General features: G+C 66.9%; 21 protein-coding genes and 1 tRNA gene. 14 read left to right on the top strand and 8 right to left on the bottom strand.

Annotated features, from left to right (window positions below; genetic code table 11):
• Nucleotides 1-9: 9 nt before the first annotated feature.
• Genes JZ792_RS27040 through JZ792_RS27025 form a run of 4 tightly spaced genes read right to left on the bottom strand, consistent with a single transcriptional unit; the run spans nt 10 to nt 4133 of the window.
• Nucleotides 10-639, bottom strand: a complete 630-nt coding sequence (locus JZ792_RS27040; RefSeq protein ID WP_198654550.1) for a GTP-binding protein — start codon at nt 637-639, stop codon at nt 10-12.
• Entirely contained in the window at nt 620-994 is a 375-nt protein-coding gene (locus JZ792_RS27035) for a DUF742 domain-containing protein (RefSeq protein ID WP_216914688.1), read from the bottom strand. The genes JZ792_RS27040 and JZ792_RS27035 overlap by 20 nt, the downstream gene beginning before the upstream one ends.
• A gap of 8 nt (nt 995-1002) precedes the next feature.
• A complete protein-coding gene (locus tag JZ792_RS27030; RefSeq protein WP_216914686.1) occupies nt 1003-1413 on the bottom strand; it encodes a roadblock/LC7 domain-containing protein in 411 nt (136 codons plus the stop codon).
• On the bottom strand, nt 1410-4133 hold the full coding sequence (locus JZ792_RS27025; RefSeq protein ID WP_216914684.1) for a sensor histidine kinase: 2724 nt from the start codon (nt 4131-4133) through the stop codon (nt 1410-1412). Before JZ792_RS27025 ends, JZ792_RS27030 begins: the two co-directional genes overlap by 4 nt.
• 355 nt (nt 4134-4488) lie before the next feature.
• Between JZ792_RS27025 and JZ792_RS27020 the strand changes: the two genes are divergently transcribed.
• The 6 genes from JZ792_RS27020 (at nt 4489) to JZ792_RS26995 (ending at nt 10804) form a co-directional block, all read left to right on the top strand.
• Nucleotides 4489-5175 carry a response regulator transcription factor gene (locus tag JZ792_RS27020; protein WP_216914682.1) on the top strand — a complete coding sequence of 229 codons (687 nt, stop codon included), beginning with the start codon at nt 4489-4491 and terminating at the stop codon, nt 5173-5175.
• Between the two features lie 12 nt (nt 5176-5187).
• The gene (locus JZ792_RS27015) at nt 5188-6663 is read left to right on the top strand and encodes an ATP-binding protein (RefSeq protein WP_216914680.1); all 1476 of its coding nucleotides are present in this window, start codon (nt 5188-5190) and stop codon (nt 6661-6663) included.
• A 73-nt stretch (nt 6664-6736) separates the two neighbouring features.
• The gene (locus JZ792_RS27010; protein WP_216914678.1) at nt 6737-8107 is read left to right on the top strand and encodes a S1C family serine protease; all 1371 of its coding nucleotides are present in this window, start codon (nt 6737-6739) and stop codon (nt 8105-8107) included.
• 92 nt (nt 8108-8199) lie between these two features.
• On the top strand, nt 8200-8694 hold the full coding sequence (locus JZ792_RS27005) for a MogA/MoaB family molybdenum cofactor biosynthesis protein (protein WP_232840176.1): 495 nt from the start codon (nt 8200-8202) through the stop codon (nt 8692-8694).
• A 693-nt stretch (nt 8695-9387) separates the two neighbouring features.
• Nucleotides 9388-10062 carry an MspA family porin gene (locus JZ792_RS27000; RefSeq protein ID WP_216914674.1) on the top strand — a complete coding sequence of 225 codons (675 nt, stop codon included), beginning with the start codon at nt 9388-9390 and terminating at the stop codon, nt 10060-10062.
• A 70-nt stretch (nt 10063-10132) separates the two neighbouring features.
• The gene (locus tag JZ792_RS26995) at nt 10133-10804 is read left to right on the top strand and encodes an MspA family porin (RefSeq protein ID WP_216914673.1); all 672 of its coding nucleotides are present in this window, start codon (nt 10133-10135) and stop codon (nt 10802-10804) included.
• A 78-nt stretch (nt 10805-10882) separates the two neighbouring features.
• Here JZ792_RS26995 and mscL read toward each other — a convergent pair whose 3' ends face one another.
• The 4 genes from mscL to JZ792_RS26975 all read right to left on the bottom strand — a co-directional run bounded on the left by mscL (nt 10883) and on the right by JZ792_RS26975 (nt 13192).
• On the bottom strand, nt 10883-11287 hold the full coding sequence (gene mscL, locus JZ792_RS26990) for a large conductance mechanosensitive channel protein MscL (protein ID WP_216914672.1): 405 nt from the start codon (nt 11285-11287) through the stop codon (nt 10883-10885).
• A gap of 135 nt (nt 11288-11422) precedes the next feature.
• On the bottom strand, nt 11423-12091 hold the full coding sequence (locus JZ792_RS26985) for an SAF domain-containing protein (RefSeq protein ID WP_216914670.1): 669 nt from the start codon (nt 12089-12091) through the stop codon (nt 11423-11425).
• A 100-nt stretch (nt 12092-12191) separates the two neighbouring features.
• Nucleotides 12192-12515 (bottom strand): FmdB family zinc ribbon protein, encoded by a 324-nt coding sequence (locus JZ792_RS26980; protein ID WP_216914668.1) that lies wholly within the window; start codon nt 12513-12515, stop codon nt 12192-12194.
• A gap of 80 nt (nt 12516-12595) precedes the next feature.
• A complete protein-coding gene (locus JZ792_RS26975; protein WP_254190416.1) occupies nt 12596-13192 on the bottom strand; it encodes a 5-formyltetrahydrofolate cyclo-ligase in 597 nt (198 codons plus the stop codon).
• 79 nt (nt 13193-13271) lie between these two features.
• Between JZ792_RS26975 and JZ792_RS26970 the strand changes: the two genes are divergently transcribed.
• From JZ792_RS26970 to JZ792_RS26935, 8 genes are all read left to right on the top strand, one after another.
• Nucleotides 13272-14228 carry a UTP--glucose-1-phosphate uridylyltransferase gene (locus JZ792_RS26970; RefSeq protein WP_109528690.1) on the top strand — a complete coding sequence of 319 codons (957 nt, stop codon included), beginning with the start codon at nt 13272-13274 and terminating at the stop codon, nt 14226-14228.
• Between the two features lie 171 nt (nt 14229-14399).
• The gene (gene glp / locus JZ792_RS26965; protein ID WP_109528689.1) at nt 14400-15659 is read left to right on the top strand and encodes a molybdotransferase-like divisome protein Glp; all 1260 of its coding nucleotides are present in this window, start codon (nt 14400-14402) and stop codon (nt 15657-15659) included.
• A gap of 12 nt (nt 15660-15671) precedes the next feature.
• On the top strand, nt 15672-16322 hold the full coding sequence (locus tag JZ792_RS26960) for a GNAT family N-acetyltransferase (RefSeq protein ID WP_216914664.1): 651 nt from the start codon (nt 15672-15674) through the stop codon (nt 16320-16322).
• Between the two features lie 300 nt (nt 16323-16622).
• Nucleotides 16623-17831, top strand: a complete 1209-nt coding sequence (gene sepX, locus JZ792_RS26955) for a divisome protein SepX/GlpR (protein ID WP_216914662.1) — start codon at nt 16623-16625, stop codon at nt 17829-17831.
• Nucleotides 17832-17916: 85 nt separating this feature from the next.
• Nucleotides 17917-17992: transfer RNA gene (locus JZ792_RS26950), tRNA-Ala, on the top strand.
• Between the two features lie 195 nt (nt 17993-18187).
• Nucleotides 18188-18496, top strand: a complete 309-nt coding sequence (locus tag JZ792_RS26945) for a type II toxin-antitoxin system Phd/YefM family antitoxin (protein ID WP_216914740.1) — start codon at nt 18188-18190, stop codon at nt 18494-18496.
• Nucleotides 18483-19022 (top strand): type II toxin-antitoxin system RelE family toxin, encoded by a 540-nt coding sequence (locus tag JZ792_RS26940; protein ID WP_216914660.1) that lies wholly within the window; start codon nt 18483-18485, stop codon nt 19020-19022. The genes JZ792_RS26945 and JZ792_RS26940 overlap by 14 nt, the downstream gene beginning before the upstream one ends.
• 229 nt (nt 19023-19251) lie before the next feature.
• Nucleotides 19252-19548 (top strand): hypothetical protein, encoded by a 297-nt coding sequence (locus JZ792_RS26935; RefSeq protein WP_216914658.1) that lies wholly within the window; start codon nt 19252-19254, stop codon nt 19546-19548.
• Nucleotides 19549-19814: the final 266 nt, after the last annotated feature.

Raw genomic sequence — 19814 nt, 5'->3', positions numbered from 1 at the left:
GAAGGTTCCTTACCCCTGCCGTACCGGCTGCTCGCGGTTCTGTTCGGCGAGGCGCGCGATGGCGTATTCGGTGACGGCCGCGAGCGACTGACGGACTTCCATGGCGTTGCGGGCGTCGATGTCGACGATCGGAACACCCGCGCGGACCGACAGCGCCTCACGCAGTTCGGCCACCGGGAATCGCGGCGCGTCCGGGAATCGGTTGACCGCCACCAGGAACGGCAGTTCCCGTGCCTCGAAGAAATCGACGGCGGCGAAACTGTCCTCGATACGGCGGGTGTCGACCAGGACCACCGCGCCGATCGCGCCGCGGATCAGGTCGTCCCACATGAACCAGAACCGGCGCTGGCCCGGCGTGCCGAACAGATACAGCACCAGATTGCCCGGCAGCACGATGCGCCCGAAATCCATGGCGACGGTGGTGGTCTCTTTACCGGGGGTCGCCGCGAGATCGTCGATGCCGTCGGAGAACCCGGTCACCATGGCCTCGGTCCGCAGCGGAACGATCTCCGACACCGCACCGACGAAGGTCGTCTTACCCGCGCCGAAACCGCCTGCGACAACGATTTTCGTCGAGGCGGTGCGGTTGTCCGTGGGTGCCGAGCCGTAGGGCTGGGCGTTATAGGGCGCGGAGTCCACGCAAAGTCCTCTCCATCAGTGTTAGGCGCTCGTCATATGTTGCCTGATCGCTCAGTGTCGAGTGCACCCGCAGCGTCCCTGCGACGACCAGATCCCCGATGACGACACGGATCAGGCCGAGTGGCCGTTGTAGTTTCGCCGCCATCTCCGCGACCGAGAGTCGCGCGGTGCCGAGCCGCACGATGTCGGTGCGCAGGTCGCCGACAGGCCATTCGAAATGGGCAGTGTAGGAGATGGTCTCGATGACCGCCTCCAAGGGAAGATCGACCGCCGGCTCGGTACGCCCGGAGGTCAGCGCATAGGGGCGGACGCGGGTCGGGGGTGTTCCCGGCCCCCCGCCGGAAGGGTTGGGCATCGCACTTCTCAGACAGCCGTACGGGCGGTGGCCGAGACGACGGACCCGACCCGATCGACGAGCAGAGCCATCTCGTAGCCGATACGGCCGATGTCGTGGGTCTTGTTGGCGAGCACCGCGAGATGCGAGCCGTTGCCGACCGTCATCACCAACAGATAGCCGCGCTGCATGTCCACGATCGACTGCATGACCTTGCCGCCGTTGAACAGTTGCGCCGCGCCCGCCGCCAGACTCGCCAGACCCGCGGTCACCGCCGCGAGCTGTTCGGCCCGATCGCTCGGCAGGTGCGGGCTGGTCGCCTGCAACAGGCCGTCGGCCGACACCAGCACCGCGTGGGTCACGCCGGGTACGTCCCGGGTGAACCGGGTGACGAGCCAATTGAGGTTCTCGTCCGTCGTGTTGCTCGGGTTCTCGCTCATACAAGCCCTCCGTCGTTGTACTGGGCGTCGGCCCGCCCACTGCGGACCCCGCTGAGATGCCTGGTCAGGCTGTTTCGGATTTCATCCGGATTCCTGGTGTTGGCTTCTTCGGCGGGAGAGAGCCCGCCGGGCACCAACTGGGCGCCGGGCTGACGAATCGGCAGCCCGCCTGAGGTGCGCCCCGACGTCGTCGGATTGCTCGCCTCGGCGGCGGCCGCCCAACCCTCGTCGGCGCGCGAGGTCCACGGTGTGATGTCGTCGCTGCCGTCCGACCCCGACGACGCGGGTTCGACCAGCCACTCCGAAACCATGCGCTGATAGATCGGGGTCGGTGTCTCCGCGGTCACCGGGCGCAGACCGGTCACGGTGGTGGTCGAGGTGATCGCCACCGGTTCGGGCTCGGGTGCGGGGGCTTGCCGCGGTGCGAGCGTTTCCGGAGCGAAGGTCTGGGTCTCGGCCCAGATATCGATCTTCTCGGGTTCTGGGGAGTACGAGGACTGGTTCCGATCGGCGGGCGCGGGCAGCGCGAGCGGTTCGGACCGGAGGTAACCGTCGTTGTTCCGCTCGGGGTACCGGCGCGAGGCGCGGCCGGGATCGGTGGCTTCGACATCGATGACGGGGGCGGGCCCGGAATTGTCCCGCTCGCCCGGCACCGCGACCCGGATCGCGGGCCTGCGCTGCGGCAGACCGCCGCCCATGTCGTAGGCCTGGGTGTTGGGCCCGGACTGGTCGAAACCGGAGGTGTGCTCGGGCAGCGCCAGACTCGGCACCGGCACCAGCGCGCGCGGCGGCTGCGGATTGGCCTCGGGGCGCGCGATCTGCAACGGCGGGGCCGACATCTGCGCGGGCCCGTTGTCGTGCGAGATCGGGACCGGGGAGACGAGCGTCCCCGGCAGGTGCACGCTCGCGGTGATGCCGGGCTGCTGGGCCATGGCCGAGGTACGGCGCAGGTTGACGGTGATGTTGTGACGCTTGGCGAGCCGACCGACGACGAACAGGCCCATGCGGCGGGCGGTCTCGACGGTGACCTCACCACCGGAGGCGAGGTGGTCGTTGGTGGTCTGGAGATCCTCGGTCGACATGCCGAGGCCGCGGTCGATGATCTCGATCAGGTAGCCGCCGTCGACCGCGCGCGCGACCGAGACCGCGACCGGGGTGGTCGGCGGCGAATAGCGCAGCGCGTTGTCGATGAGTTCGGCGAGCAGGTGCTCGATGTCGACGGCGGGTTCACCGGGGACGATGCCGTCGGGGGCGGCGCCGATCTCGACGCGCTGGTAGTCCTCGACCTGCGAGACCGCGCTCCAGAGCATGTCCGAGAGCGGGACCGGGGGCAGGTGGCCGCGCCGCAGCGCCGTGCCCGCGAGCACGAGCAGGTTGTCGCCGTTACGGCGCATGCGGGTCGCGAGGTGGTCGAGGCGGAACAGGCTCTGCAAGCGTTCCGAATCGTCCTCGTCGTGTTCGAGTTCCTCGATGAGCGAGAGCTGCTGCTCCACGAGGGACTGGCTGCGCCGCGACAGGGTTTCGAACATGCTGCCGATCTGCAGGCGCAGACGGGCCTGTTCACCGGCCAGGTGCAGCGCGGCCTGGTGGATATCGTCGACGGCGCGGGCGAGCTGGCCGATCTCCTCGGTGGTGTGCACGTCGATCTGGCTGGTCTCCGGGGTCGAACCGCCGGAGCGCACCACCTCGATCTCGTTGGGCAGGTCGACGTGGGCGACCTGCAACGCGCCGTGCCGCAGCCTGCGGATCGGGACGACGAGCGAGCGGGCGACCGCCAGCGCCAGCGCCAGACCGGCGAGCAGGGTCGCGACCACGATCGCGATATCGCGCAGCACGATGCCGCGCAGTTCCGAGGTCCGGTCGGCCAGCCGCTTGTCGATGGTGTCGACGAGGGCGAGCGTGGTCTGGTCGTAGGAGGCGGCGCTGGTACGCAGCGAATCCACGACCGCGGGGTTGGTCGTCGGATCGCCGACGTTCTGACCGAATGCCCCTAGTCGGGTGTTGATCGCGTCGATCAGCGTGTTGGCGTTCAGCGCCGAAGACGGTTGCAGCTGGGCGAACTGCATGATGAGCACGAGCTCGCCACCCGCGGTGGTGAGAACCGTCGGCTGCACGGCGGGGTTCTTGGCCGCGCCCGGCGAGCCGATCAGCATGTACTGCTGGGCCAGCAGGCGGCGGGCGTTGGTGGTCACGCCGAGTTGCAGGAAGTAGCGCTGCACGGAGAGTTCTTCGATCGTGGTCGAGACCGCGATCGCGTTACCGATGCGCGCCGCCACGTCGTCGGCCTGCTGACCGATGGTCACCGGCGACGAGCTGCGCAGGCTGTTGCGCATCGCGCGGCCTGCGACGAGCGCGAGATCGAGCTCCTTGCTCACACTGTCGGGCGCTCGGGTCGATTTGAGCGCTGTTTCGAGATCGGCCGCCGCCTGGTCGAATTTGCCCGCGACCCTGTCGATGGCCGAATCCGGCTGATCCTCCCATGAGGTCGCCGCCGACAACGCGAGTTGCTCGGTCGCCGAACCGAACCCGAGCATGGGGCGGATGATCCTTGCCTGTTCCGAGGCAGCGTCCAGCTGCGAGATCATGTCGAGCTCGTCGTTGATGCGCAACACCGCGAACGTCGAGGCGAGTACTACCGGTAGCAGCAGTACGACGCCGACCTTGCGGGTGACGGACCAGTTGGACAGCCTGAATTGCCTGGAACGCGGTGCTGATTCCATCCGCTTCCGTCGCCTCCACTCCGCGCGGGGTCCCCGGTGGCTTGTGGCTGTTCAACATGAGGAAGGGATGAACCTGCTGAGAACCAACTCGAGGTCTTCTTTTTACCGCTGGGAACATACCGTGATAGCTGGTTATCGGCAATCTGAGACACCCGCTTTGAGAACTCTCGAATATGGCTGAGCAGAACGCCTTTCGTATGCCGAACGGACCCGGCTCTAGCGGAAATCGGCCGATGCTGAAGAAAGGTGCTGGTCACGCTGTTGGTTGACCCGGCCACGAGGTCGCGCGATCGACACGGCGTGTCGGATGCGGCCCTCTCAGTGGACTCTCAGTCGATACGGTCAAACTGGGGGCATGCGCATTCTGGTAGTCGACGACGATCGCGCCGTCCGTGAATCGTTGCGCCGGTCGTTGACCTTCAACGGTTACTCCGTCGATCTCGCGGTGGACGGGGTCGACGCGCTGGAGAAGGCCACCACGCAGCGTCCCGATGCCCTCGTCCTCGATGTGATGATGCCGCGACTGGACGGGCTCGAAGTTTGCCGGAGACTGCGCAGCACCGGAGACGATCTTCCGATTCTGGTTTTGACAGCGCGGGATTCGGTATCGGAAAGGGTTGCCGGACTCGATGCCGGGGCCGACGACTATTTGCCGAAACCCTTCGCGTTGGAAGAATTGCTCGCCCGATTGCGCGCGCTGCTCCGCCGCAGGGCGACCGATCCCGGTGAGGGTTCGGAGGCCATGCAGTTCGCCGATCTGTCACTGGATCCGGTGACGAGAGAGGTCGCCAGGGGCGATCGGTCGATCAGCCTGACCCGCACCGAGTTCTCGCTACTGGAAATGTTGATGGCGAATCCGCGTCGGGTGCTGACGCGCAGCCGAATTCTGGAAGAAGTCTGGGGCTACGATTTCCCCACTTCCGGCAACGCGCTCGAGGTCTATATCGGCTATCTGCGCCGCAAAACCGAGGCCGAGAGCGAACCCCGGCTCATCCATACGGTTCGTGGAGTCGGGTACGTACTCCGCGAAACTCCTCCGTAAGCCGGCTCGACAATGGCCAGGACTGTGCCCCGGCGACCGGTGGTCGCCACACTCGGTCAGCAGCGTGCGCCGGATTCCGCGGAGATGCGGCCGCCGATGCCGCTGACCAGGTCGGTCTCGTTGCGCTGGCGGGTGACCCTGCTCGCGGCCTCGCTGGTCGCGGTGGCGGTGGCGGTCACCTCCATCGCCGCCTACGCGATGGTCGCGCGCGCGCTCTACGCCGACGTCGATTCGCAATTGCGGGCGCGCGCGGACACGATGATCACCAATAATTTCGAGAATCTCGGTTTTCAATCCATTGTGCTCGCCGGGCTTTTCTCCAACGATGTCGGCGTCGCGCTGATCTTCGCCGATCACAAGCCGTATATGCCGCCCCAGCAGACCACGCCGCCGGTCGGTAGCCAGGAATTGGCCGTCGCCGACGGTCAATTGCCATCGTCGCTGCGCACGGTCAACAATCAGCGAGTGCTCGCGGTGCCGACCCATTCCGGTGCCACCCTGATCATTTCGCAGCGCCTGGAGCCGACCAGGGAGGTGCTCGACCGGTTGGCCTGGTTGCTCTTCGTGGTCGGCGGCTGCGGCGTGGTGCTGGCCGCCGCGGCGGGCACGGCGGTCGCCCGCACCGGGCTGCGCCCCATCGCCAGACTCACCGCGGCCACCGAGCGGATCGCCCGCACCGACGACCTGACACCGATCCCGGTCACCGGTGACGACGAATTGGCGCGGCTGACCGAGAGTTTCAACACAATGCTGCGGGCGCTCGCCGAATCCCGCGACCGTCAGCGCAGGCTGGTGGCCGACGCGGGCCACGAATTGCGCACACCGCTCACCTCGTTGCGCACCAATATGGAACTGCTGATCGCCTCGGGACGGCCGGGAGCGCCGCAGATCCCCGACGAGGACATGGCCGAACTGCGCGAGGACGTGGTCGCCCAGATCGAGGAACTGTCCACCCTCGTCGGCGACCTGGTCGACCTCGCGCGCGAGGACGCGCCCGAAACCGTCTACGACCGGATCGATCTCGGCGAGGTGACCGAGCGAGCGCTCGAACGGGCCCGCAGGCGTCGCGGTTCCATCGAATTCGTCGCGGAACTGCGCCCGTGGTTCGTCTACGGCCACGAGTCCGGGTTGGAGCGCGCGGTGCTCAACGTGCTCGACAACGCGGCCAAATGGAGCCCGGAGGGCGCGCGGGTACTGGTGACCATGCGCGAAACCGGACGCGGACTGCTCGAACTCGACGTCGACGACGCCGGTCCCGGTATCCCGTCGGGGGAGCGCGAACTGGTTTTCGAGCGCTTCTACCGGACCACGGTGTCCCGGTCGATGCCGGGTTCCGGACTCGGCCTCGCGATCGTCAAACAGGTGGTGACCAAACACGGCGGCACCATCACGGTCGACAACTCGGCGCGCGGCGGCGCTCTCATCCGCATCGTGCTGCCCGGTGAGGCCGGGACCGCCCAGATCGACAAACAGATCTCGGAAAACTGATAGCGGGGTCTCAGTCCCCTCTAAGCCGTCATCGCCAGACTGGGTGACAGACGTTCAGGAGAAACGAGAAGCGATGACCGAGGATTTCCAGAACCGCCGGGGGGAGCAGGACGGCGCGGGCACAGGCCACCATCCGACCGAGCAGTTCCCCGCCGCGCACCATGATCCGCAGACGGCGTGGCAGCGGCCCGACACCGGCGCCACCTACTCGATGCCGCAGTACCAGACCGGTCCCTACCCGGAGTACGGGCAGGGGCCGCAGATGCCGCCGCCGGGCCAGGTGCCGCCGACGGCGTTCGGGCACCCGACACCACAGACACCTCAGCCGCAGCGTCGTCCGGTGCGTGCCGGGCTGGTCGCGGGAGCGGTGGTACTAGCCTTGGTCAGCGGTGGCGTCGGCGGTGCGGTCGGCACGCTCGCCACCCGCACCGACGACGGCCGCGCGCCGGTGACCAACGCGCTGGACGCGCCGAAACCCAATGTCAGCAATGTCGCCAACGCCCCCGCCGGTTCCACCCAGGCCGTCGCGCAGAAGGTGCTGCCCAGCGTCGTGATGATCAAGGTCGCGAGCAGTCGCGCCGAGGGGGAGGGTTCCGGCGTCGTCCTGTCCTCGGACGGGCTGATCCTCACCAACAACCACGTCGCCGCGGGCGGTGGTCGCGACGCCACGATGGAGGTCGTCTTCTCCGACGGCAGCACCGCGCCCGCCACCCTCGTCGGCGCGGACCCGGTCTCGGACCTCGCGGTCATCAAGGTCACCGGCAAATCCGGGCTGACCCCGATCGAACTCGGCGCCTCCGGTGCTCTCCAGGTCGGTCAGTCGGTCATCGCGGTCGGTTCCCCGCTCGGACTGGCGGGCACGGTCACCACGGGTATCGTCTCCGCGCTCAACCGTCCGGTCTCCACCCAGGGCGAGAGCGAGTCCAGCCAGGTGAATCCGGTGATCGACGCGATCCAGACCGATGCCGCGATCAACCCCGGCAATTCCGGCGGCGCACTGGTCGACGGCAACGGCAAACTGATCGGCATCAACACCGCCATCGCCAGCCTCGGGGCCGGTGAGGGTTCGGGTGCGCAGAGCGGGTCCATCGGCCTCGGCTTCGCGATCCCGGTCGATCAGGCCCGTCGGGTGGCCGACGAACTGATCAAGACCGGCCACGCGACCTACGCGCAGATCGGCATCAAGTTGCGACCGCAGGACACCGCGGCGCGGGTGCTGGAATCCACCGCCGACGGCCCGGCCGCCAAGGCGGGAATTCCGTCCGGCGCGGTGATCACCTCACTCGACGGACGGGTCATCGATTCCGGCAACGCGCTCATCGCCGCCGTCCGCTCGCACCAGCCGGGGGACAAGGTGAAGGTCACCTACACCGACGAACAGGGCGGCAATCCGAAGACCGTCGAGGTCACCCTGACCGCGGCGCCCGCCGAGGGCGGCCGGTGATGCGTTCCAAGCCCCGCGGTCTCGTGCTGCTCCCACCCGGTTTGACCAGCATCGAGGTCGAACTCGACGGCGTAGGCGCTACGGTGAGCACCATGGAAATCGATGCTCCTGTGGCGGGGCGTGCACTGGTGGTGGTGGTCGATGATCGAACGGCACATGGAGGTGTGGACGCGCTCGGGCCGCTGGTCACCGAGCTGCTGACCGAGGCTGGTTTCCTCGTCGACGCATCGGTGTCGGTGCAGGCCGACGAGGTGGAGATCCGCAACGCGCTCAATACCGCCGTGATCGGCGGCGTCGACCTGGTGATCTCGGTCGGCGGCACCGGAATGTCGCCGCGTGATGTCACCCCCGAGGCGACCTCGCAGGTTCTGGATCGTGAGTTGCAGGGCATCAGCGAGGCGCTGCGCGCTTCCGGCCGGGTCGCCGGATCGCTGGACGCCGGCCTGTCGCGCGGCCTCGCCGGAATCTCCGGCAGCACCCTCGTCGTCAATCTGCCCGGCACCCGCGCGGCGGTTCGCGACGGAATGGCGACGCTGGGTCCGCTCGCCAGCAAAGTAATCGGTGAACTCTCCGGATTGGTCGAATAATTTCCGCCGAGGGATCTTCCGACGACCCTCGCCCGGCGCAGCGCCGGGCGAGGGATATCGCGCGCGCGGCCCGTATTTTCGGTGACGTCCTCCCGGAAACCACGTCCGACGAACGCGATCCACAATCCGGAGGCGACAGCTCATCCGATGATTGGTTCCGCTCCCAGGTGCCCCCGCACCACGGTTGAGCGATACCGCTAACGCGGTCGGCAACTCCGCCGTAATGTTTTCGTGATCCCTCACAACTTTCTTCGATATCGCGTTGTGATATACCCCACCGGCCGTGTCAGGATTCCGTAAGGGCCGGTCGGCGCGGTCCGGCCGTGAATCCGGTGGCCAGCGGTCCGCGAGCCCCCTGTCTGCGCATATGCACAGCGATTGATATGGGCATGCGTTCATCAGTGATCTACATCACAGCTCACAATGTGAAAGCTCGCGTTGCCAGGCTGTTACCGACGGTTTAACCTTCGCGAGAGCCATTCAACACTGGACCCCGAAGGCCCGGGCGAGACAGTTATTTCGTCCTTCCCGGTGGAACCCGGCTCGGTTCCGATTGCCAGCTGAGGCCGTTGCGCCGAAATAACAGCCGGTTACACACCGGCAACAAAGGGGCGACACACTGAGCTGGGCCTGAGAGGACCAATGTCCACCTCGATGGTCGAGGTCGACTGTTTGAACCTGATGAGGGGAAGTATGAGCGAGAACCGCACCAACGGTCTGCGCCGCGGTGCCCGCGTCGCGGGCGTCGGCGCCGCCGCGGCCGTTGCCATGGGCCTGCTTTCGACCGGAGCTGCCAATGCCGATACCTTCGTTCCGTTGCCGGACGGACAGAAGATCGGACCTGGCGTCACTGTCACCCGTACCGGAGAGCACGCCCTGATTTCTCCGTCCCTGTCCGGGAACGGCGCGGGTCGCGTCGTCTGGGTCTCCGGAAACGCCAGCGCCGATGTCACCGTCACCCCCGAGGGTGAAGTGGGCCCGAACAACGGTCCTGCCGGTGGCCCGGGTAGCAACAACTCGTCGACGCACGGTGCGTCGCAGCTGAGCACCGGCTACATCGTCGGTTGCCAGGTCAGCATCGCCGACGACGCCATCTCGGCGGGTTTCTCGGGCGGCGTCAGCCTCGACGGTGGCAGCCTCGGCGGCTCCATCGGCCTGGCTCTCGGCCCGGGTGAAGTGAAGTTCGTGCAGATCGACTACAAGGACATCCTGAAGCCGGGTGTCTACTCGGTCGAGTACCAGGACGCCGAGATCGAGATCCAGGGCTGCGCCGGTTACGCGCAGGCGCGCTCGTACACCGTCGTCGAGATCATCGGTGACCACTACTCGAAGACGAGCCTCTACGGCCTGCCGTTCAGCATCGGCTGACCTGTATCGACTCTCGCACGAACAATCTTCTCGCTGAAGCGAATTCACAACCCTCGAGGGGCATAATCAAATGATCAACCGCAAGATCTTGGCGCGGGTGGCCGGTGTCGGCGCCGCAGCCACTGTCGCCATGGGCCTGTTCTCCACGGGCGCTGCCAATGCCGATACCTTCGTTCCGCTGCCGGGCGGCGAAATCGTCAAGACCCTCTCCGACGGCACCGTTGTCACGGTCCGCCTCGTCGGCGAGTCCGCCAACATCAACCCGTCCCTGGGCTCCACCCCGGTGCACCGCAACGCGTGGGTCTCCGGTAGCGCTCAGGTCGAACTGTCCGGTACCGGCTCCGATTCCGGCGGCCGGATCTTCCCGGGCTACACCGTGGGCTGCCAGGTCAACATCGCGGGTGGCGGCACCTCCGGTGGTGTCGACGGCGGCGTCGCATGGGCGGACGGCACGCCGAGCGTCGGTGCCACCGGCGGCGGCGATCTGTCGCTCGGCCCCGGCCAGGCGCAGTCGTTCTACATCCTGGATCTGGAGCAGGCCGACGATTTCGGTAGCGAGACCCACAAGAAGCGCAACGTCTTCAGTGGCTCGAACGGTTCGGTCACCTGGGCCGATTCGACCATCGGCCTGAGCGGCTGTGGCGGTTACGCGCAGGCGCGCGCCTTCGTCAGCGTCGAGGTCGAGACCGAGAGCGTCGTCACCTGGATCACCCTGTACGGTCAGCCGTTCAGCATCGGCTGATCCTCGGGTCACTCGCAGAACGGGTCCGTCGCTTCGGTGACGGGCCCGTTCGCGTTGTCGCACAGGTGAACTCGCCGGTCAGAATTCGTGCTTGCCGCCCGCGTCGCGCTTGCCGTCGGCGACCAGATCGCGGATCTGGATCAACACCTCGACGTCGCTGAGTTTTTCGTCGCCGTCGCCGTAGCGCTTCTTGGCACGTGTCGCGGGAAGTACCAGGACGAAATAGAGCACTGCCGCGATGATGACGAAATTAATGGCCGCGGTAATGATCGGACCCACCTGAATGAAGGTCGCCGGTTTATCGGCAACCAGCTGGAAACCGAGTCCCATTTCGTCATCGCCGCCGAATATGGCCAGGATCGGATTGACGATCCCGGTGGTGAACGCGGTGACGATTGCGACGAACGCGGTGCCGATGACAACGGCAACGGCCAGGTCAACGACATTTCCGCGTAGTAGAAAATCCTTGAAACCCTTCAGCATTGCCGGTGTCTCCTTCGAGTGGGAGCCTGTGCGCTGCGCTCTCCGGTGGGGATTCTTGCCGTATATACGATGCTAGTTCAGGTCTCAGGCAAATTCTTGGTAATCATTTGTGGGCGGGGCTCGACAGCCGTGCTCTCAGTGGAATACGACGGTGAGCGCGGTGCGCAAGGACGCCGCGGCGACCGTGGTGGCGTGTTCGGAGTCCATCGCGACCAGGACCACCCGCTCGCTCGCGGTACGCCGATCGCCGGGGGCCGAGACGAGGACGACCGCGGCGTCGGTGGCCAGAATTCGCGCCGGTTTCGAGGAAGTGCCGGTCTGCTCCTCGGCGCCGATCACGTCGACCCGGTCACCTGCCCGAAGGATTTCCGCCACGGCGGTGTCGGCGAGACGGATCGGGACGATACGGGCCTCGTGATCGCCGGTCGCCGCCGCGGCGAGCCTCGGTCCGACGACGCGCAGATCGGTGAAGACCTCGCCCGACCGCATCGCGGCGGTCAGCGTCGCGCCGATCAAGGTGGAGGTGTCGCGCACCGCGCCGTCGGGCAGTGTGCCGGATTCGTGCGGGACGATACGCAGATCGCCTGCTTCGAGCGCCCGCCCCGGTGCGAGGTCGCGCCCGGCGACCACGATCTCGGCGCGCCCGGCGTCCGGATCGCCACGCACGAAGAGCACCACGGCCAATACCGTCAGCCCCGCGGCGAGCAGTCGACGCGCGAGTAGTTGATCGGCCCACTCCGGCCGATTCCACAGGGCGAATCGCAACGGGCTGCCGCGGCCGAGGTCGGCGCGAGATCGGATCATGGCCGGAGCCTATGGCCGCGTGACGTCACCTCGACGGTGCGAACGGGCGAATGTGGACAACACGCGGCCTGTGGACAACGGTGCGACTAGCGCACCGGCCTCAACTGGCGACGGCGGTGCTGCTGCTGGAGGACGAGCTGCTGCTCGACGATCCGCCGCTGTTGTTCGACGAACTCGAATCCGAGCTCGTGGAACCGGACCCGCTCGAACTGTCCGACTTCGCGGGCTCGCTCGCGGTGGACGCGCCGCCGCGGCTGTCGGTGCGGTAGAAGCCGCTGCCCTTGAAGACGATTCCGACGGAGTTGAACAGCTTGCGCAGCTTGCCCGAGCACTGCTCGCAGACGCTCAGCGCATCGTCGGAGAAGGACTGAACGATGTCGAAGCGGTTGTCACACTGGGTGCACGCATACGAATAAGTTGGCACAGCATCCTCCGCGGTGGTTCGTCAACTGGCACTCTACAGCCGACAGTGCCAACACGGGTAATCGAGGTTTCATTCCGCCGTCATTCCGCGACGCCCGCGATGCCGAGCTGTTGTAATCCGCCGCCGGGCGTGAGCGCCCATCCCATATGGAAATCATGCGGTTCGGCGGGCAGTTCGTCGACCACCTCGTCGTCGCGGACCACGGCGACCAGACGGGCGTCCACGCGAGCCGCGCTCAGCGTGCGGTCGTAATGGCCCGCTCCACGACCGAGGCGCACACCGCGGCGGTCCACGGCGAGCGCGGGGATCAGCACCAGTTCGGCCCGGGTGATGGCCTCGGGAGGCAGGACGGGGCCGTCGGGTTCGAGCAGACCCCAGCGGGCGGCGTGCAGTGCGTCCGCGCCGGTGTACTCGGCCCACTCCAACGGACCCGGCGGACCGGCGATCGGCAGCAGCAGCCGCGCGCCCGCCTCACGCACGGCGTCGAGCATGGCCGTCGAACCGGGTTCGCCGCGCACCGGGACATAGGCGCAGACCCAAGCGGGGATCTCGAGTTCGCGAACCGCCCGCGCGAGTGCCGCGGCTTCGGCGGCGTGTGTGCGCGCCGTCACAGCCTCGCGGCGCGCGAGAATTTCGGAGCGCCATGCATGTTTGTCGCGCTCAACGGGCATCTCCATGCTGATCACCATAAGCTCACCGGCATACCTGGCCGTCGCGACGGCGATGGGTCGAGTGATGGATGGATAGGGTAGACGAATGACAGCAAAGGCCGGAAAGTCCGCCGACGGCGCACCGGTGTCGTGTTTCCGCACCGCCATCGTGCCCGCGGCGGGGCTTGGCACACGGTTCCTGCCGGCGACGAAGACGGTGCCCAAGGAATTGCTGCCTGTGGTCGACACCCCGGGCATCGAACTGGTCGCGACCGAGGCCGCCGAATCGGGCGCGCAGCGCTTGGTGATCGTCACCTCTCCGGGCAAGGACGGTGTCGTCGCGCATTTCGTCGAGGATCTCGTGCTGGAGGGCACCCTCGCCGCGCGCGGCAAGTTCAAGTTGCTCGAGAAGGTGCGCAAGGCGCCGGGACTGCTCGACGTGACCTCGGTCGTGCAGGAGGAGCCGCTCGGACTCGGGCACGCGGTGGCCCAGGCCGAAGCCGTCCTCGACGACGACGAGGACGCCGTCGCGGTCCTGCTGCCCGACGATCTCGTCCTGCCCAGCGGTGTCCTCGATGTGATGAGCCGGGTGCGGCGCAAACGCGGCGGAACCGTGCTGTGCGCGATCGACGTGCCCAAGGACCAGGTCAGCGCCTACGGCGTCTTCGATGTGGCGATCGTGCCCGACGCGGTGAACCCGAACGTGCTGCGCGTCAACGGCATGGTGGAGAAGCCCGCCCTTCAGGACGCGCCGTCCACCTACGCCGCGGCCGGACGCTATCTGCTCGACCGCGCGATCTTCGACGCGCTGCGCCGGATCACCCCCGGCGCGGGCGGCGAATTGCAGCTGACCGACGCGATCGCGCTGCTGATCGCGGAAGGTCATCCGGTTCACGTGGTGGTCCACCGTGGGTCGCGCCACGATTTGGGCAACCCGGGCGGTTATCTTCGTGCTGCGGTCGATTTCGCCCTGGAGAGGGAGGAATACGGCCCCGCCCTACGGGAGTGGTTGGAGCATCGGCTCGGCCCGGACTGGGATCCGCAGCTGACGACCTACGACTGAGCAACGCCCGCCCCGGCCCGGGGGCGACGGCCGGATGGCGGCCGGGTTTCGCCGCCGACGTTCGGTCGGGTACGAATGATGGTTCCACCGTCGGCGCGGGACGTGGTGTGCGCGTTCGTCCGAGCGTCGGCGGCGCACTCGTGAAGCGCGGAGAGAATCAGGAAGGGCTGGATGCGCTCGGTTGAGGATCAGCAGATCAAGGTGACCGCGGCGGCGGTCGCGCCCCGGCCGGTCCGGGTCGCGATCTCCGAAGCCCAGGGCCTGCTGTGTGCCGAGGATGTGATCACCGAGCGTCCACTGCCCGGATTCGATCAGGCCGCCATCGACGGCTACGCGGTGCGCAGCGTCGACGTGGCCGCCGCCGGCTCCGATATCCGCAACGAAGAAGGCGATCTCGTCGATCTGACGCTGCCCGTCGTCGGCGAGGTGGTGGCCGGTTCACGGCAGCCGATCCGGCTGCAACCCCGCCAGACCGTGCGCGTCGACACCGGAGCCCCGCTGCCGACCCTCGCCGATGCCGTGCTCCCCCTGGATTTCACCGATGGCGGCCGGGCCAGGATCAAGGTCTACGAATCCGTGCGCTCGGGCGACTACGTCCGGCGCATCGGTGACGACGTGCAGCCGGGCGATGTCGCGGTGCGCGCGGGCACCATCATCGGTCCCGCGCAGGTCGGTCTGCTCGCCGCCGTCGGCCAGGACAAGGTGCTCGTGCACCCGCGCCCTCGGCTCTCGGTGATCTCGGTGGGCGGCGAACTCATCGATATCGACCGCACCCCCGGCCCCGGCCAGGTCTACGACGTGAACTCCTACGCCCTGGCCGCCGCCGCGCGCGACGCGGGCGCCGATGTGAACCGCGTCGGCATCGTCAGCGACGATCCGCGCCGATTGCGCGATGTCGTGGAGGGACAGCTGGTTCGGTCCGAGGTCGTGGTGATCGCGGGCGCTGTCGGCGGCTGGGCCTCCGAACAGGTCAGGGAGGCGCTGGAAGGTCTCGGTGAACTCGAGGTCGCCCGCGTCGCCATGCATCCCGGTTCGGTCCAGGGTTTCGGAAGACTCGGCCGCGACGAGGTGCCGACCTTTCTGCTGCCGTCCAATCCCGTTGGCGCGCTGGTGGTTTTCGAGGTGATGGTGCGGCCGCTGATCCGAATCGCGCTGGGGCGAAGGCATCCCATGCGACGGATCATCCGGGCCAGGACCATCACCCCGATCAGTTCGATGGAGGGGCGCAAGGGTTTCCTGCGCGCGCAATTGATGAGAGACGAATCCACCGGTGACTACCTGGTTCAGCCGCTCGGCGGCGCGGCCGGATCCTCCTCGCACCTGCTCGCGACGCTGGCCGAGGCGAACAGCCTCATCATTCTGGACCCGGACGACACCGAGATCAGGACCGGCGACGAGGTTCGCGTCGCTTTTCTCGCACAGCGCGGTTGAGGCGTGGAGACGATGAATGTTTTCCGGGTGACCCAGCATCCGGGGTGGCCCGCTCATCTCGGCCCGGTGACCGCCGCGGCGGGCCGGGTGACGTTGCGCCCCGTCCGGTTACGCGACGCGTCGGCGTGGAGCCGGATCCGCCTGCGCGACAGGGAACATCTCGAACCGTGGGAGCCCACCGGCCGCGGCGCCTGGGAAGCGCGCAATCACGCGTCGAACTGGCCCTCGCTGTGGTCGAGTCTCAAAGCCGAGGCGCGGCGCGGCGCGATGATCCCGTTGGTGATCGAGGTCGACGGTAATTTCAGCGGGCAACTGACGGTGGGCAATATCGTGCGCGGCGCGCTGCGTTCGGCCTGGATCGGCTATTGGGTCGCGAAAGATCTGGGCGGACAGGGAGTCGCGACGGCGGCGCTGGCGCTCGGACTCGACCATTGCTTCGGACCGGTCGGCCTGCACCGCGTGGAAGCGACGGTGCGTCCGGAGAATCTGCCGAGCCAGGCCGTATTGCGCAATGTCGGATTCCGCGAAGAGGGTTTGCTGCGGCGCTACCTCGACGTCGACGGTGACTGGCGCGATCATCTGCTCGTCGGCCTCACCGCGGAGGAGATCACCGGCACCGTCGTGGATCGTTTGGTCCGCGACGGACGGGTCATCCTCCCTTAGTCATCGCATCGGAAATGAGGGCGAACCGCCGCGTTCACACGTGTCGCATTGATGGGGAGTTTGTTACCAGTGTGACTTGTGTGCACGGCGCGCCTGCCGGAAAGTCCCGCTGCGCGGAATTAACCTACGGACGTCGGAGGTGCGTCCCGCATCTTCGGCAGGGAGCCTGCGAGGCGACCGGCGACCGGACTCGGGTCCGTCCGTTTTGCATCGAGCGAACGCACGGCAGCGGGGGCGCGGTGCGGGAAAGTCGCGGGCCGAATGGACAATTCACGCGGGGACGGAGGTAGCTGAGGCGAGATGCCGAATTCGATTCTGTGGATCGGCCTGGTCGTGCTCTGGGTCTTCGTCCTGTTCCCGATACTCGCCGACCGGCATCCACGGATCCGGCAGACCACCGATGCTGCCCTGGCGACCCGCGTGCTGTACCGCGGCGGTGCCAAGCGGCGCCCACGAAAAGGGCCGGCCGCCGGTCACGACAGCGACCCGGACTATCGGCCGACCCGAGTGCACAGAAAGCTTTCCCATAGCGATGATGCGGAGGACCGGATGAATGCACCGGCCGACGAACTAGTCACCGAGGCCGACCAGGAGTCGGGGTACGCGCCCGAACTCGAGACGGGCGCCAACCCGCCGGACATCGTCGCCGCCGCTGTCGACGCGCCACTCGCCGCCGATATCGCCGACACCGACATCACGGACGCCGAATTCATCGACGACGATTCGGGCGACAGGGATTCCGACGACCGCTATTACGCCGACGACGACATCGCCGACGCGGAACTCGCCGAAATCGCCGATGACGGATACATCGAAACGCATTCCGAGGATGCCGATTCGGACGACATCGCGCAGACCGCGGCCGGAAGCGCTGCGAACCACGACGAACCGGCCGATGATGACGACGTGGCCGACGAGTACCTCGAACCGTCCGCGGCGCGCATCCCGCCCGCCCGGTCGACGGATCGGGCCGACGATACCGAATACGACACCGACGACACGGAATTCGTGCCGTCGCGCCGCGGCCGCGGCGGCTACGACCCCGAAGCCGATGCCATCGCCCGCGCCGCCCGCTACACCTTCCGCCAGCGCGCGGTACTCGGCCTCGTCCTGGCCGCCCTGCTCTTCGGCGGATTCGCCATCGTCTCCGATCAGCGACTGTGGTGGGGCTGCGGCCTGTCCCTGGTCGTCCTCGCCGGGTACCTGGCCTACCTGCGCAAGCAGGTCCGCATGGAAGAGGATATCCGCCGCCGCCGCGCCGCCCGCCTGCTGCGCGGCCGCGACTCCGACGACGATGCCGAAGCCGACGAAGCCTCCGTCCGCGTCGAACAACATTTCCGCCGCCACATGGACCGCGAGACCGCCCGCGCCCTGCGCCGCCGCTCCGTCCTGCTCGAAGCCGACGACGAGGACCCCGCCTTCATCGACCTCGACCATTTCGACCCCGCCGTCGCCCGCGCCCTGCGCCGCGGCCGATCCGCCGAGATGCGCCGCGCCGCCGGCGCCTAGTATTTTCGCAGCTCAACCCACCGATTCGGAGTCTGGCCGCAACGTTTGCTACAGTTACCCAGCGCGGTTCCCAAGGGATCCGCACGGGGCTATAGCGCAGTTGGTAGCGCGTCTCGTTCGCATCGAGAAGGTCAGGGGTTCGATTCCCCTTAGCTCCACCAAATAGCGAAGCCGCAGGTCGATGACCTGCGGCTTCGCTATTTGGTGGCATTGCACGAACACGACGCATGCTCGTAGCCGATGAGCGAATGTTCAGACCAGTGCGACAGAAGTGCGGAATCCTACGTGCCGTAGGTGGTTCCCGACAAGTAGCACGGGGTATCGAGAATCTAGCTAGAATTCTGTACATTTACGGTATGTCGATCTTACGCAACACGCATGAGCTCAGCGTTTCCGATGCCGCGCAGCGAGGGGTCGCTGGACTGGTAGCGGATGCCGAAGGTGGTACCGACCTGGTGGTCACCCGCCATCGCCGGCCGGTTGCTGCTGTGGTCAGCATGAATCGGCTCGCCGAGCTGGATCGTGCGGAGTCCGACCTGCGCGACCTCGCGCTGGTGCTGGCCCGGGCCGCGACCGACAGCGGGAACCGAACGTCACTCGATGATGTGCTCGGCGCCTTCGGTCACACAAGGCAATCCCTCGCCGAACTCGATGACAGCGAGTAAATCGATGGTCGAGGTCCTTTTCACCGATGCAGCAATCGACGACCTTCGAAAACTCGGCCCTGACGCCGTGCCCAAGATCCTTAAAAAGGTGCTCCTGCTGGTGGATTCACCGCAAGCCGGCTATCCGCTCGGCGGCGAATTGACCGGGTTCCGCAAGCTTGTCGTCGGACGCAACACCTGGCGGATCGTGTATCGGGTTATCGATCAGCAGACGATCGAGATCTGCGAGATCTGGGCAATCGGAGTACGTGCCGACTCCGAGGTCTACGCGGAAGCAACTGCGCGCATCGTCGCGGCCACCGGTCGGCTACCGGAATTCAGCAAACTCGGCGCAGTGGTCGAACGGCTCGGCCGCAGTGCCGAATCGCTCGACCTTCTACCAACAGTGATACGCGAACCTGTTCCCGATTGGCTCGCACAGCGATTGATCCACACGGTAGGCATGGCTCGCGCCGAGGTTGCGGCACTCGATCTCGAACAGGCCGTCGACCGCTGGGCCGAATACACCTCGCGGCCATCAACGTAACCCCGCCGATCACGATCCTGCTCTACCGGCTCCACCCGTCGCCGGGGCACGCCTGTCACCGCGTACCAGGGCCGATCGCTTGCCAACCGGCACGATCCGAATCACTGGCCCATCGATCATCAAAGTGTTCGGGTTGTGGCACATCAGGCCCACAATTTGCAGGTCAGGCCGTGGCCACGCTGATTCACCCGGCATCGCGGCGCGGCTGCGGTAGAGGGGTAGGGATCGGATGGCATTGGACATCGTCGTGCAGGACATCAACCATGCCGAGATATACCACTTCGGTGACGATGCGGACGAAACGCTGTCCAGACTGTGCGCGGCGCAACCCGACACCAATCCGGTGCGAAGTATCCGGCGGTACTGCGACACGATGTTCAACCGGTACCAGCTCGGCGTGATCCTGGATCGGATCGATGAGATCGAGGTGCGGACCGATGCCGAGCGGCAGGCGGTCGACCTGCTGCGGAGGGTGTCGACGATCGCGCTTCGCGCCAACGGATATCTCCTGTTCGTCGGCGACTGATCGGAGCGGCTTTCCGCTGACCGCGTGAGCGTCCTGCCATTCGTTGTGTAGGCGTCCAGTGCTGCCGATGTGCGGTGTCGGCCGCATCGTTCGGGTGGATGTGACGGTGGTGGATCCGGCGTCGTCGAAGTGCGTTCTGTTTAGGAACGGCGTTGAGCGGAAATGCTTCCAGTCGACGTCGTGACGGAAGGTGAACGCATGAAGGTACGTACGGTTTTCGGGGCCGCGATAGTGGCGGTCGGGGTGTCGACGGGGGCGTTCTCGAC

This window comes from Nocardia noduli, from assembly GCF_019038455.1.
Taxonomy (GTDB): Bacteria; Actinomycetota; Actinomycetes; order Mycobacteriales; family Mycobacteriaceae; genus Nocardia; species Nocardia noduli.
The sequence above is the reverse complement of the archived record's forward strand: the minus strand, read 5'-3'. Positions and strand labels throughout refer to the sequence as shown.